This is a genomic window from Laribacter hongkongensis DSM 14985 (genome assembly GCF_000423285.1).
Classification (GTDB): Bacteria; Pseudomonadota; Gammaproteobacteria; order Burkholderiales; family Aquaspirillaceae; genus Laribacter; species Laribacter hongkongensis.
The window spans coordinates 111968-125566 of sequence record NZ_AUHR01000003.1; the positions used below are offsets into that span (position 1 = coordinate 111968).

Annotated in this window: 18 protein-coding genes; 14 read left to right on the plus strand and 4 right to left on the minus strand. The window is 60.7% G+C overall.

Translation table 11 applies throughout. The annotated features are described in order from the left end of the window. Positions 1–96 precede the first annotated feature (96 nt). Both G542_RS0103470 and G542_RS0103475 read left to right on the plus strand, forming a co-directional pair. Positions 97–1041, plus strand: a complete 945-nt coding sequence (locus G542_RS0103470; RefSeq protein ID WP_027823382.1) for a LysR family transcriptional regulator — start codon at positions 97–99, stop codon at positions 1039–1041. Between the two features lie 173 nt (positions 1042–1214). Further along, on the plus strand, positions 1215–1595 hold the full coding sequence (locus tag G542_RS0103475; protein WP_012697337.1) for a hypothetical protein: 381 nt from the start codon (positions 1215–1217) through the stop codon (positions 1593–1595). Positions 1596–1656: 61 nt separating this feature from the next. On the opposite strand, the gene G542_RS0103480 is transcribed toward G542_RS0103475, so the two are convergent. Both G542_RS0103480 and G542_RS0103490 read right to left on the minus strand, forming a co-directional pair. After that, entirely contained in the window at positions 1657–1923 is a 267-nt protein-coding gene (locus tag G542_RS0103480; RefSeq protein ID WP_202971716.1) for a hypothetical protein, read from the minus strand. 687 nt (positions 1924–2610) lie between these two features. After that, complete coding sequence (locus G542_RS0103490; protein ID WP_012697335.1) at positions 2611–2943, minus strand: carboxymuconolactone decarboxylase family protein; 333 nt, start codon at positions 2941–2943, stop codon at positions 2611–2613. Between the two features lie 112 nt (positions 2944–3055). On the opposite strand from G542_RS0103490, the gene G542_RS0103495 reads away from it, so the two are divergent. Then, a complete protein-coding gene (locus tag G542_RS0103495) occupies positions 3056–3988 on the plus strand; it encodes a cupin domain-containing protein (RefSeq protein ID WP_027823384.1) in 933 nt (310 codons plus the stop codon). Positions 3989–4233: 245 nt separating this feature from the next. Here the strand turns inward: G542_RS0103495 and G542_RS15760 are convergent, their stop codons facing one another. Continuing rightward, positions 4234–4518, minus strand: coding sequence for a transcriptional regulator (locus G542_RS15760; RefSeq protein ID WP_051189879.1), 285 nt, complete (start codon positions 4516–4518; stop codon positions 4234–4236). A 184-nt stretch (positions 4519–4702) separates the two neighbouring features. On the opposite strand from G542_RS15760, the gene G542_RS0103505 reads away from it, so the two are divergent. From G542_RS0103505 to G542_RS0103565, 11 genes are all read left to right on the plus strand, one after another. After that, positions 4703–4951, plus strand: a complete 249-nt coding sequence (locus G542_RS0103505) for a hypothetical protein (protein ID WP_027823385.1) — start codon at positions 4703–4705, stop codon at positions 4949–4951. After that, positions 4948–5370, plus strand: a complete 423-nt coding sequence (locus G542_RS0103510; protein ID WP_027823386.1) for a hypothetical protein — start codon at positions 4948–4950, stop codon at positions 5368–5370. The genes G542_RS0103505 and G542_RS0103510 overlap by 4 nt, the downstream gene beginning before the upstream one ends. Before the next feature lie 22 nt (positions 5371–5392). Then, positions 5393–7165, plus strand: coding sequence for a replication endonuclease (locus G542_RS15765; RefSeq protein WP_162142325.1), 1773 nt, complete (start codon positions 5393–5395; stop codon positions 7163–7165). A 450-nt stretch (positions 7166–7615) separates the two neighbouring features. Continuing rightward, positions 7616–8593 carry a hypothetical protein gene (locus G542_RS0103525; RefSeq protein ID WP_027823388.1) on the plus strand — a complete coding sequence of 326 codons (978 nt, stop codon included), beginning with the start codon at positions 7616–7618 and terminating at the stop codon, positions 8591–8593. Between the two features lie 72 nt (positions 8594–8665). Further along, positions 8666–9547, plus strand: a complete 882-nt coding sequence (locus G542_RS17330) for a hypothetical protein (RefSeq protein ID WP_155826591.1) — start codon at positions 8666–8668, stop codon at positions 9545–9547. A 58-nt stretch (positions 9548–9605) separates the two neighbouring features. Further along, positions 9606–10100: a lysozyme gene (locus tag G542_RS0103540; RefSeq protein WP_027823389.1), complete on the plus strand. Its 495-nt coding sequence runs from the start codon at positions 9606–9608 to the stop codon at positions 10098–10100. Between the two features lie 22 nt (positions 10101–10122). Beyond that, positions 10123–10311, plus strand: a complete 189-nt coding sequence (locus G542_RS0103545; protein ID WP_027823390.1) for a hypothetical protein — start codon at positions 10123–10125, stop codon at positions 10309–10311. After that, positions 10301–10708, plus strand: coding sequence for a hypothetical protein (locus tag G542_RS0103550; RefSeq protein WP_027823391.1), 408 nt, complete (start codon positions 10301–10303; stop codon positions 10706–10708). Before G542_RS0103545 ends, G542_RS0103550 begins: the two co-directional genes overlap by 11 nt. Positions 10709–10723: 15 nt before the next feature. Beyond that, a complete protein-coding gene (locus G542_RS0103555; RefSeq protein ID WP_027823392.1) occupies positions 10724–11077 on the plus strand; it encodes a hypothetical protein in 354 nt (117 codons plus the stop codon). After that, positions 11078–11302, plus strand: coding sequence for a hypothetical protein (locus tag G542_RS0103560; RefSeq protein ID WP_027823393.1), 225 nt, complete (start codon positions 11078–11080; stop codon positions 11300–11302). 286 nt (positions 11303–11588) lie between these two features. Beyond that, complete coding sequence (locus G542_RS0103565; protein ID WP_155826592.1) at positions 11589–11852, plus strand: hypothetical protein; 264 nt, start codon at positions 11589–11591, stop codon at positions 11850–11852. Positions 11853–12256: 404 nt separating this feature from the next. On the opposite strand, the gene G542_RS0103570 is transcribed toward G542_RS0103565, so the two are convergent. Further along, a complete protein-coding gene (locus tag G542_RS0103570; RefSeq protein WP_027823395.1) occupies positions 12257–13444 on the minus strand; it encodes a branched-chain amino acid ABC transporter substrate-binding protein in 1188 nt (395 codons plus the stop codon). Between the last annotated feature and the right edge of the window lie 155 nt (positions 13445–13599).

Sequence of the window (13599 nt, forward strand, 5' to 3'; positions counted from 1 at the left end):
GGACATTGAACGCTTGGCAAATGAATAAACACCATGCGTATTGTAAAAATCGCGCTAACATCATCAAAATCAATTGGATTGATCTGAAGTATCGACATGAATGATATCTTGCACGGCAAGTTTCGCCAGATTGACCTCAATTTGCTGGTTGCACTGGATGCACTGGTGCAGGAGCGCAGTGTCAGTGGTGCTGCGAAACGCCTTTTCATCGGTCAGCCGGCCATGAGTCATGCACTGGCGCGCCTGCGTGAACTTCTGGGGGATGAAATCCTGTTCCGCAGCCACGGGCGGATGGAACCGACTTGCCGGGCCCTGACCATTGCCGCTGAAATCCGGCCGTTTCTGCTGAGGATTGATGCGCTGACCCGTGGACAGCCGGAGTTTGATCCGGCAACCGTGGTGCAGGAAATGCGGATTGCCTTGTCGGCCTCGCTTGAGTCCTGCTTGCTGCCGTCTTTGGTAGAGCACTTGCGTACGCATGCACCGGGACTGCAATTGTCCGTACAGTCTGGCGGTCCGCTAAGACAGCTTGAATTGTTGCAGCATGGCGAAGTCCGGCTGGCCATCGATCATTTTCCCGCGCTGGAGAACGACTTTATCGGCGAGCTTCTGGGGCATGTCCCTTACGACTGCGTATTCAACCCGGAGCGGGTGCCGCTGGGAGAAAATCCCGGCATCCATGAGATCCTGGCGCAACCGCACATTCATTCCACTTATGCCGGTGCGACCCTGAGCCGTTTTGACCAGATGCTGGCCGAGCGCAGCTTGCCTCCGCGACGTATCGTGGTACGCAGTGCCAGCTTGCTGTCCATTCCTTTTGTGGTCAGCGAATCTCCGCTGGTAGCGGTCCTGCCCCAAACCTCGACCCGGCTATTCCGTTATCACCAGCAATTGCGGATTTGCCCGGTACCGCTTGAAGGTATCAGCCTGTCCCTGCATATCGTGCGCCACCGGCGGGACAGGAATGACCCGCTGCTGGATTACCTGGGGTCCTGCTTTCATGCCAGCTGGAAGCAACTGGATATCCAGCCTTTGGCTTGAGGAGCGGATTTGTTCGCAGGTAATCAGCCGGATGGCCGGTGCCAGATCGATATTAGGTTAAATTTATTGACTAAATTGTGCTGGTAATAATTCACTCCTTGCTCCTGCGCCGCCTGTACGGGTAATAATTCCTGCAACTTCAATTGGTTGTATGTTTTTTGCAGGTGAGGGGCATGAAAAAAATCCATCTGGTATTGTCGGTGTTGACCCTGCTGGTAGTGGGCGGGCTGGCATATTGTGAATGGACTGAGGAGTCGCACTGGAGTGAGGGGCGCTGGCAATCCGTCCGCCATCAGGACCGTTTCTTGACGGTTGAGCGGCATCAGGACCAGTTTCGTGTCTGGCATGTGCGTGTGATGCCATTGAGCGGAGAAGTCCAGACTTCGGTCTGTCCGGCAGTTCTCAAAGGTGAGCACCAGTTGCTGGCCACTTGTCCGGAAGGTGCTTCACCTGTCGCTAGAAACCGGACGCATACCATCTGGCTGGATGCCGGCTCGTCGCGCATCGGCTATGGCAGCCATGTCTTTGTACCGCACGAGGGTATGCTGGGATAACGGCGACCCTGAGACAAGCGCGAAGTCAGTACTTCTGTTCAGGGCAGGGTAGATGACCGGGCTATTTACTCCCGCTCCGTGTTTCCCAGTGAAAACGGTGAAGAACCCGATGTACCACGGGTGTCAGGACAATGCCCATGACTGCGATGAATACCAGGCCGGCATAGAGTGCGTAAAGACCGGCAAACAGTTTGCCGGCATCTGTCAGCCCGTCGGTTTTGACCGGGCCCATGCCACCCAGCAGCATGGCTGAATTGAGAAAGGCATCCAGCCAGGACATGCTTTCAAAATGCCTGTAGCCAGTCATGCCGATCAACAGCGACAGCATGACCAGCATCAGGGCAATGGCGATATGCCGGGCCAAGCGCAGCGTAAACTGGCGAGCCGGAAGAGGGGGCGTCTGCTGAGATTCGTACATGAAGTCCCTGGCTGCGATGAGGGGCAGATATCCCCGGAGGATGGTTGCTGGTGGTTCACGGTGCTCCGTGTAACACGCATCGTACAGGGTTCGGCTTCATGCGCGCTGCCTGGTGTGCGCTTCTCTCTGTCTGGCTGTCTGGGATGAGACGGCTGCTCCAAAGCGCGCAGCAGAAATATCCAGACACATCAAAAATCTGGGAGTGGCTGTCGCGGACTGGTTGATCTCTTCTGTGGGATGGACGACTGCGGGGTCATGCGTGGCTCTGGCCGGAGCCAGAACCTGGGCGTCTTGTCGAATGACGGCCTGATTCCGCTGTTTGCCGCATCCCTGATGCTCATCTGAGCAAACGCGTCTGGAGACTGCCCCTTGTCCAAGAGGAGTAGGTTGGCCTCTGTAAAAGTTACGAACCCCGATGATCGCCAAGTGCCACAAACAGGCGTGATCCACATCTGCCAAACAGCCCGACGCAAGGTCCGGTTTGTCTGTGCAGGGTGATTGCCACCCGGACCTTGTTGCTGTATTGGGTCTGGCCAGTCATTCAAGGCAGGACTGCAAGTACAGGCCTGTTTTTGCCTTCAGAAAGACCGGTGCCAATCATTTTGCATCAATCGCGTCCATGACCCGGGCTGAATACACCATGGCTGCACCGGCATTCATGGCCACAGCGACTCCGAGTGCTTCGGCAATCTCTTCGCGGCTGGCTCCTTGTTCCAGCGCTGCTGCACTGTGGAAACTGATGCAGCCATCGCAACGTGTGGTCACCGCCACTGCCAGAGAGATCAGTTCACGCGTTTTTCCATCCAGACGGGCCGTTTTCTGGCCGGCTCCAGCCAGAGTCTGGTATCCGCGTACAGTATCCGGGCTCAGGCGACCGATTTCACCAATGCGTCCGGTCAGTTCCTGCCGGTAGTTTTTCCAGTCGATCATGATGCATTCCTTTCGTAACGATGGGGTATCTGAGGTGCTGCTTGACGCAGTATCCCGCCGGTACGGTTATGATTGAATGCGTTAAAACCTCAATTTTTAGCGTGATCGTCTCATGGATGGATTGAGCAGTCTGGTGCGGCAGGCAAACCTGCTGGCGAGTCTGGATGTGCGTTGCCAGTTGGCCGGAGGGTTTCATCTTCCGCATGATGACGAGGCCGCGGGAACGGTACCGTTTCATCTGGTGCTGTCCGGTGAGTGCCAGGTACAAACTGCTGCCGGGATTTTTCCGGTCAGGGGAGGGGATTTTGTCCTGCTTCCTCGTGGGAGTGCTCATGCCGTGCATAACGGTCCAGACCGGTTTCCGGTCTTGCCGGTATCCAGTCGTACTAATGGCTGGCTGCCGTTACGTCAGTCTGGTGATGGATCCTTGGTTGAAGTGGATTTGCTGTGTGGCCGTTTTTGTTTCAGTTCGGGTATAGGAGACTGGTTGTTGTCGGGATTGCCAGAGCCATGGCGGATATCTTTTTCCAGCCTTTCGGCGCAGGCGATGCTGCAATCACTGGTCGGCTGGATCAGGCAGGAGGCTGGACAATCTGCTCCAGGGGCCGTGGCGATTGTCACTTCACTGGTTCAGGCGTTGTTGACACTGGCATTGCGTGAACAAGGGAATCAGCCAGATACGCCTCCGGGTTTGCTGAAGCTGCTGGGGCATTCCCGGTTGGCGATTTCGGTGCATGCGGTTCTGAAAGCTCCCGAATATCCCTGGACAATTGCCGAACTGGGGCGGTTGGCAGCCATGTCGCGAGCAACCTATGCCAGGCATTTTGCTGAGTCGGCCGGTATGGGGGTTGGTGCATTCCTTTTGCGGTTACGCATGCTGAAGGCGTGCGCGTTATTGAGGCAAACGAGCCAACGTGCCGGGGAAATCGGCCTTGCGGTGGGATATCAATCCGAAGCGGCTTTCGGGAAGGCGTTTCGCCAGTTTTCCGGATTGGCTCCAGGGCGGTATCGCCAGCAGTACATGCAACATCCATCAATGCCATGAAAGCACAGACCAATCAGTTTACTGATGCGCGCAGGCTACAGAATTGCGCGCTTTTTTATTGATCTGACTCAAGAAACCTGCAACGTCGAAGGCCGGAAAACTGGGCACGTGCCAAGTGGCGAAATTTTCAAAAACGCATAGTTCCAGCGTTTTTTCAGTCGACTTAATATTATTAAGCGTATGCAATCGGCATTAAATTGAAAAAATTGGCGGACGTTTCCGAGCGGGAAACGTTGAAAACGCAATTAATTTTGTGTTTCGTCTGGTCTGCTGCAATAAATCTGTTCCCAGAACGCTTTCTCTGAGGGCGATTTTGCGCGCTCAAAATTTAACGACGAAATAATTTTCAAAGCGTCGAAATGGGCAAAATTGGCTAGTCGAATGGCCGTTGTATCGCCAAGGTTCGACTTGCCGGTCTTTATTTTGCTGATCTGGTGGCGAGTTACGCCAATCACTTTCGCCATCGCATAGTCGGACTCAACACCAATCCGCTGTTTGGCAAGGCAAATCCAGTCATAACTTGTCATCATTTCCGCACCCGTTTTTATTAAGTTTCCGACTTTCTCGGTTAGCTGGATTGTAGGCTGATCGACATTAAAAACAACGGTTTACCGGCAGGCACCGTTGTCCGGGATTTCAGTAACTTGAATTGCAAGGCGCGGCAGAAATCTGTCGCGCCCAACTATTTATGTCATTGGCATTCCGGGGGTCGGCATGGGTTCGGTGTTTCAGTCGTTCGCATTTGAAAAGGCAATGGTCACGCTGCGGCGGGGCCGGGCCGGCATGGTCGTCGTCGAGATATGGGGCGGCGACGAGATGCGGGCGCGCATCGAGATTTGCACCCTGCCGACCGTGGGTGAGGGCCGGGCACGGCCGCCGGTGCTGGTCGATCTGCGCAGCCTGCCGGGCCGCGAGGCTGCGGCGACGGAAGAACAGGCTGCCGCCAAACAGGTGAAGCCATGAGCGCCCGCCCGCCGATTGATGCCGGCGCGCTGACTCTGGCGCACTGCAAGCGGTTGCTGGCCGACAAGACCGCCGCTGCTGCCGGTGCAAAAACCGCGCGCGCCGGTGGGGCTGAATCCAGCGTGGGCGGCCCGACCGGGGTCATCAGGCGCGACGGTTGCGCGGCTGATCGCGCCGAAATCAGTCACGCCGAAGCCGAAACCGCCGAGCGCGTCGGCCAGTACCTCGAAAAACTCGCCGCGCGCATTGCCGAATGCCAGCGCGCGCTGGACGTGGCAGGGCTGGAATCGCTGCGGGTCGAAGCCGCTGCCGGCGTACTTGCGATGGTCGCCGGCGAATGCCGGCAGGTAGCCGACCGCTACGCCCTGCAACGCCAACAACGCGAGCGCGCCGGTATCCGGTCGCGCCTCGCCGCCTGAGAACGCCGGCATGAGTGCGGACATGCTGGCACGGATTTACCGCGAGGATTCCGCGTGGCGTGCCGGCCTGCTGGCCGACCTGCCGGCCGGGCTTCGCCAACACTGGCAAACCACCTATGACCGCATCTTTCAGCGTCAAGGGCTGGCCGGCGACGTGCGCCGCGCAGCCAATTCGTTTCTGCGTCAGGCGCACCGGCGCGCGACCGGCACCGCTGCGGGCCTGCCGCTGGATACCGACGGCGACACTATCGACACTCGTGCGCGTGATCTGTGCCGGCAGGCGCGGGCGGCGCTGTCACGTCCTGCCGGTCACGCCGGCATCGAAACCGGCGGGCTGCCATCGGCCGAACGCCTTGCCCAAGCGGTCGCCATCGAACTGCCGGCCACCGGCAGCCCGGCAGGACTCGCCGCGCGGCTGGTCGAAGATCGTTTTTGGCTGCGCCGGGTGCGAACGCAAACTGGCCGCCGCCGTGAATCGCTCGAAATAGCCGCCGGGCTGGTGCACAAACGCCGCTCGGCCTACGTCAGCGCCGACACGCTGGCCGTGGTGCGCCGCACCCGCGCGCGCAATGCCGCCCTGCTGGCCGCCACCCGGCTGGTCAGCGACGCCGGCGACGACGTGCCGCTTGATGAAATCGTCGCCGCATCGGTGTCCAACCCGGCCATCCGGCGCGCAGAACTGATGACGCGCATCGCCGGCATGGAACGCGCCAGTCTGGCAAACGGCCACGCCGCCGAATTCCTGACGCTGACCGCGCCAAGTGCGTTTCACGCGCGCCTGAGCAACGGCCGCAAGAATCCGCGCTGGCAGGGCAGTACCCCGCGCGAAGCGCAGGCGTGGATGACAAAACAATGGGGCCGCGCCCGCTCGGCCTTCGCCCGTGCCGGCCTGTCGGTCTACGGGCTGCGGATTGCCGAGCCGCACCACGACGGCACACCGCACTGGCACGTCCTGCTGATGGGCGAAGCCGAAGCACTCCAGCGGGCCATCGCCATCGCAACCGACTACTGGCAGCGCGAATTTGCCGAAGAACTGACCAGCAGCGAAGCGCGCCGGGCGCGCGCCTACAGCGTGGCAATAGACCGCCAGCGCGGCAGTGCCGCCGGCTACGTCGTCAAGTACGTGTGCAAGAACATCGACGGTGCCGGGGTCAGTGAAGGCGACTTTGAAGCCGGCACCGATGCCGCCAGCGGGGCCGAGCGCGTCCGGGCGTGGGCGTCGATCTGGGGCATCCGGCAGTTCCAGTTTTTCGGGGCCGCGCCGGTCACGCTCTGGCGCGAAGCGCGCCGGGCCGCCGACCGGATCAGCGAAGTCTCCGGCGCGCTGGCCGTCGTCATCGACGCCGCCGACCGGGGCGCGTGGGACGACTACACCGCCGCCATGCGCGGCCGGGCGGTCAGCCTGCGCTACCGCAGCGCGCTCAACCGCTACGGCGAACCGATGCAGATCATTGCCGGACTGACCGATACGGCCAGCGGCGAAACCCTGACCACCCGCGTCAAGACATGGCGGATGGAATGGTCCGGGTCACAGAAAAGCGGCGTCAGCCGCTCTTGGACTCGTGTCAATAACTGTACGCGAGGCCATTTTTCAACCGAAGGGGAAACACATCATGACTATCAAGAACACCGACAAGCTGAGCGGCCGCAAGCAACCGGAAATTCTGGCCGAAGTGCTGCGCGAGGCGACCAATCTCAACATCACCGCCATCGTGGCGGATGCGGACAAGGGGACTTTCACGGCCGAAATCACCGCGACGGTGGACGGGGGCGAGCGGGTGTATGCCATTGCTGACGCCGCCGGCAAGGTCAAGGTTTACGCCGACGTGGACAGCGTGTGCGTGGCCGTGCTCGGCATCGTCGGCAAGGCGGTGTTCACCGCCGGCAACATGATCGTTTCGGTTCGTGGCGCGTCGAGCCTCGTCAAGCCGAAAACACCGCCGCGCGACGTGATCGCGGCGGCCACCAACCAGCTTGAAAAGTATCAGGCCAAGCTGCCGGACATGAGCGCCACGGTCAGCCGGCTGACCACCGAAATCAAGCTGGCCGAAAGCTGGCAGTCCGGCAGCGACGAAGAACGCGCGCGCTACGCCGAAATGGTCGCCCAGCGCGACGCGCAGGCGGCTTACGTGGACTGGATGGCCGCCGAAGTGAAGCGCATCGACGCCATCATCAACCCCGAGTCCGAGCCGCAATAACCGCAGGGCAGGGCGGGCCACGCGGCCCGCCCGCATGGGATACCGACATGGATACATGGCTGCAATCCGGCCGCCGGCCGGTCGAGGCGGTGGCCGAATGGCTCGGGCAGCAAGGCATTACCGGCATCGAGCTGAAACTGTGGCCGGACGGCCCGGCGCTGCGCGCCACGGTGGCCGCCACCGTCGGCGGCGGCCGGCGCGAATGGCAGTTGTCAGACCTGACCGGCGTGTTGCTGGACGTGGAAAGCATCGACAAGGTTTTGCAGGCGCTCGGCCGTTACGGCGTCGAGGTACTGACAATCGGCGGCAGCGCGCTGGACGATTACCGCATTACCCGCGTCAGCCCGGTCAAGACCCACGCCGACCGGCTGACCGCCGAACGCCGGCGGCTGCTGCGGCTCAAGTCCGACCAGACCGCCACCACGGCAGCAGCGGCTGATCTGGTCACGGCCGGGCGGCTGGTGGCCGATTCGCCGGATGCCGCCTTGCGCGCCGAAGTGGCCGCCCGGCAGGGCGCGGTCAGCGCCTACGCCGCATGGCTGACGCCGGCGATTGCCGCATCAGCGCGGGCGATTGAACTGATGGAAACCAGCGCCGCGCCGAGCGGGGGCATTCCGCCGCGCGACCGCTGGATTGAATGGCGGTTCAAGGCCGGCGACCCGTGGCAGAACGGCCAGACCATCGGCTGGCTGCCGCCGAAGCACTGCATTGCCGGCTGGCGATGGGAGGGGGTCGAACCGCTGGCGGACGGCATCGACGTCGAGTTCTGGATTGGTGCGGATGGTGACCAGAAAACCTACGGCCGAAAGTTTGCCGAAGCCTGTACTTGGGGCGACCTGCTGCAAGCCGGCGAACTGATCGAAGGGGCAAGCCTGCTGTGCGGCAACGGTGCCGCCGCCGGGCTGGTGGCCGCCACGGACGGCTATCCGGTACGCGCCGCATTCATGCAGGCGGGCAGCCGCGTGGTGCCGGCGGCCGGCGTGTTTCGCGTTGCGCTGGTCGTGAAGTTTGATCTGGATGCGTGAGAGGGGAGATTCATGGCAAGACGGTTTTCCGACCTGACCGGGACACTGCAAAAACGCTTTGATATTGGTGGCGTGTCGCTGCAAACCAGCCTCGAACTGGGCTTTGGCGGCCGGCCGGTACGCACCATCTATCTGGAAGAAATCCCGACGCTTGGCAACGGCCAGCCGCTTGAGGGGGCGATGGCCGCCGCCGGCAGCAGCGTATACGCCGCGCGCGCCGATCATGTCCACCCGCGCCCGCCGGTGGCGACGCAATTTGCGGCAGGGCTGATGTCGGCAGCAGACAAAACCAAGCTGGACGGCATTCCGGCCGGGGGCGGCGGGGGCGGGACAACGGCGGTGGTCACGACGATGGCAAATGGTCTGATGCTGGCGGCAGACAAGGCGCGGCTTGATGCGCTTCAACCGGCAGCAGCGGTGCCAGCGCAACCAGCCGGGGCGGGCGCAGCGGGGTCATCAATAAGGTATGCGAGAGAGGACCACGCGCACCCGGCCATTCCGGCAGCGACACCATCAGCCGCCGGACTCATGTCGGCGGCCGACAAGACCAAGCTGGACGGGCTGACGGCGGGAAGCGGCAGCAGCGGAGCGGCAGCCGGCGACTACATCCCGTTCTATTTCGAGGCGAATGCAGTCTCGGCAAACCAGACGTTTTTCAGGTGCGTCGCGCGGCGGGACTGCAAGTTCAAGTCAGGATTGGCCGGCTCATCATTTATATGGATGAACGGCCCGGCCGGCCGGACCTTTTGGGAGCTGGTCATCAATATCCGCAACCCGAAAACCGGCGTGGTCACGGCGGCCGCCAACGTGAACGTTTATCAGGCGTCGTCCGGCACACCGTTCATGGCATACGGGGCGATGCCCGCCATACCGGCAGGCAGCATCATCGAACTGCAAGTTGTGCAGTCAAACAGCGCGTGGTCATACCTGACCGGCGGACTGTTTCTTGAATGACAGGCGGCGTCCGGACGTTGACCTGTCAACGGCTGGCCGGCGCAACCGGGGAACCGACATGAACCGCGCAATCCAGATAATCAAAGTATGTGAAGGGCTTGAGCTGACCGCTTACCGCTGCCCGGCAGGCATCCTGACCATCGGCTACGGCCACACCGGGCCGGACGTGACCGAAGGCCAGACCATCACCGAGCGGCAAGCTGACGGGCTGCTGCAAAACGACATCCAGCGCATCGCCGTCCCGCTGGCCGACGCCATCGAGCGCGAACGCGCCCGCCAGCGGCTGCCGCTGCTGACCGCGCAATCGCGCGACGCACTTGTTTCGCTCGCTTTCAACTGCCCGGCGGCGCTCAACTGGCGACCGACGAAAACCGACCCGGACGGATCCACGCTGGCCCGCCTGCTGGTCAGCGAGCGCGAAATCTATCGCGCCCCGGTATCCGGGCATATCCGGCGCGAATGGCTGCGCTGGTGCTACGCCGGCGGCAAAGCCCTGCCGGGGCTGAAAATCCGCCGCGAAACCGAACTGGACCTGTTTTTCTGCACGCGCTGACCGCGCACACAAGGGGGAAGTCATGGGGGAAATCATCAAACAACGCGCCCACGAACCGAGCAGCGCCGCCGGCATGGCCGCACTGCTGCTCGGGCTGGCAAATACCGCAACCGGCGTCGGCCAGATCATTTTGTACGGGGCCGGTGCCATCAGCGCCGTGGCCGCCGTACTGCTGCCGGAATGGCGCATGGGCCGGCGTCGTGGCGAGTAGCAACACACGGCCGGAGCCGGCCGGACTGGACGACTGGCTGGACCGCGACAGCACTGCCGGCCAGAAAATCCAGACCCGCGCCGGGCGCGACAAAGACCGCGAGCAAAAGCGGCTCAAGCGCGCGAGCTGCAAGGCCGAAGCCGACGCGCTCTATCAGGTCGAGCGGTCGCGGTGGGCATCGCGCTGCCGGAAGCTGCGGCAGAAAAAACAGCCGGGCAGCCCGCCGCCGTTCGTACCGTCCATGCGCCTTGTCCGGCTCTATCTCTACGGCTGCGGTCACGACTGGCCGTACATCAAGGCCGCACTGGCGCGGCTGCGACAGCAACGCGAAGCCGCTGACGAAGCCGGCCAGCAGGCAGGCCGCGACTGGAAAACCGCGCTTGGCGCGGATTGGTAAAGGGGAGGGGGGAACATGCTGTTTTTGATACCGGCAGCCGGCAGCATCGGGGCCAGCGTACTTGGCGCACTTTCGGCGTTTCTGGCCGGGGCCGGCGTCATGGCAACGGTCGAGGAGGTGGCTGACAACCTCGCTGGCATTGACGGTTTGGGGCCGGCCATCCGGTCAGCCATCGGTGGCGATTACAACCAGCTTTTTTCCGTCATCGGCAACGAAATCGCAAGCCGCATCAACAGCCGCTACGGAACCAGCATCAGCAACGTCTGGCCGGTCGAAACACTGCGCGCCGAAATCGAGGCCGAAGTCATCCGGCAGATTGAGGCCGAGCTTGCCCGCTACAGCAGCAGCGACGACAGCGAGGACGAATAAATGGGACTGCTATCCAGCGGCGCCATCGCGCGCATCCGCAGCCGTGTGGCCGGCAAAGACTGCGATAAAAAGAAGTCCAGCGACCCGGAGTTGCAGAAAAAACGGGAACAGGACCGCGAACGGCAGGCGCGCTACCGCGACAAGCAAGGTGGCCGCAATTGCAGCTACGGCAGCGGCGGCGGCACCACCAGCAAAAAGAAATCGACGAAGAAAAAGGGCTGGTGAGCGTGAGCGGTCACGGCTGGCCGGGCAGGGTTGGCAGCAGGCAGCTGGGCTGACATGCAACGTTGCGTGACCGCTCACGCCACACAAACCGGCGACGGACGGTCAGGAATTTGACCGCCGTATATTCATTTGGAATATTTGGAGCGGCGAAAGCGACGCGCCGGCCGCATCCGGTGACGTTGGCGCGTAGTAGGGACATCGGAATCTGACAACCGGGGGCAACCCCGGTTTTTTTTGTGTGCAGCAAGCCCGCGTGAGCGGTCACGCGACATTCAAGGAGGTGTGTATGGGGGGGAAATTGCAGCGGCTGGTGTCGACCGTGATTTTCTGGATTGGCGCTTGTCTGTTGGCTGGCTTGATGACGTTCGGTCTGTATCGCGTCGTTCTTTGGATGGGATACCGGCTGCCGGGCTGGGCGGGCTGGCTCGTGTTCGTGGTGTTTTATTTCCTGATACATCGGCAGCATCAGGCGAAACCGGCGCGACTCAGGGCCGAAGCCGAGCGCATGTTGAGCGAGGCCGACCGGATGGAACGTGAGCAAACCAGATAAAGGACAATTAGCAGGCGGTAAATTTGTTGCGCGCAAGCTACAGAATTGCGCGCTTTTTTATTGATCTAGCTCAAAAAACCTGCAACGTCGAAAGCCGGAAAACGGGGCACATGCCAAGCGGCGAAATTTTCAAAAACGCATAGTTCCAGCGTTTTTTTTTCAGTGTAAGGATTTCATGGAAATTACACTTTTTCCGGACTTTCGACTTAATATTATTAAGCTAATAATGAAATTTATGGGTAAAATGTATACATAAGATGTAATACGTTATTTATTTACATATTGAATTTAAAATCCTGATGAACGCCCATGAAAATGGTCAAAATACAAAAGGCCCGACAAGCAATCTTGTCGGGCCTTCTTGGTACGCCTCTTTCTATTTGAGGCCGTTGCAGCCAGCGGGATTATTTGCCGCCGACTGACTCCACTACAGTCCATGCGCCATTCTGGACCTTGTAGACCGTAATGCCGCCATCCTTCAGGTCTCCCTTGCTGTCGTAGGCCCAGTTGGACGACGTTACGCCCGAATGCTGGATTTTTGCCAGTTCAGGCAGATACTTTGCCGGATCTGCGGAGTCAGCCTTCTGCATGGCAGCGACCAGTACTCGTGTTGCGTCATAGCCGTACGGTGAGTACGTAGCTACATCTTGGTTGAAACGGGCCTTGTAGCGGGTTTCGTAATCCTTGCCCTTGGGCATCTGGTCCAGCGGCAAGCCAGCCAGTGAGGCTACGGTGCCTTCGGCATCACTGCCAGCCAGTTGCAGGAATGTCGGTGTCTTGGTCATTTCACCGGAGACCAGCGGAGCCTTCAGGCCCAGACGCTTCATCTGCTTGGCCATCGGTGCAGACTGTGCATCAGCACCGCCGTAGAACACGACGTCAGGATTGGTACCCTTGATCGTGGTCAGGATTGCGGTGAAGTCGGTGGCCTTGTCGTTGGTGAACTCACGCTTCAGCACATTCCCGCCGGCAGCCTTGACCGACTTTTCAAACTCGTCAGCCAGACCTTGGCCATAGGCAGTACGGTCATCGATGATGACCACGTTTTTGCCCAGTTTTTCGACAACCCACTGCCCCATCACCCCGCCCTGCTGCGTGTCCGAAGTCATGGAACGGAATGCCGTTGCGAAGCCCTGCTGGGTATACGCCGGGGCTGTTGCCATGGCGATACCGGGAATGCCGGCATCTGCGTAAATCTTCGAAGCCGGGATGGCCGTGCCGGAATTGAAGTGACCAATGATGCCGTTCACCTTGGCATCCACAAATTTCTGGGCAATCTGTGTCGCCGTCTTGGGATCTGCCTGATCATCTTCGGCAACCAGTTCAAACTTGACTGGCTGACCACCCAGCTTGGGCTTTTCTGCATTGACGTCTTCGATGGCCAGCGTCACCCCGTTCTTGTATTCCTCGCCGTAATGGGCCTGCGGGCCGGTCAGCGGGGCAGAAAAGCCGATCTTCACGGTCGTTGTGCCGTCAGTTGCGGCCGGGGCGGCACTGTTGCCGGCAGACTGTTCCTGCTTGCCGCAGGCCGAAAGGGCCATCACGGTGGCCAGTGCCACGGCCGTCAGGGCCAGACGCGGGGTTTGGGTCATTTTTTTCTCCTCGTGGAATGCGATGCATGGACCACGACCGATGCGGCTTGCGTACGGCCCGCATCAATCGATGGGTCACAATTCTATACAAATCGCATTGGCTGGCCATGTGCCGGGAGGTTTTTTTTGTAACCCGCTGTGCGTCTGCCCTTGCA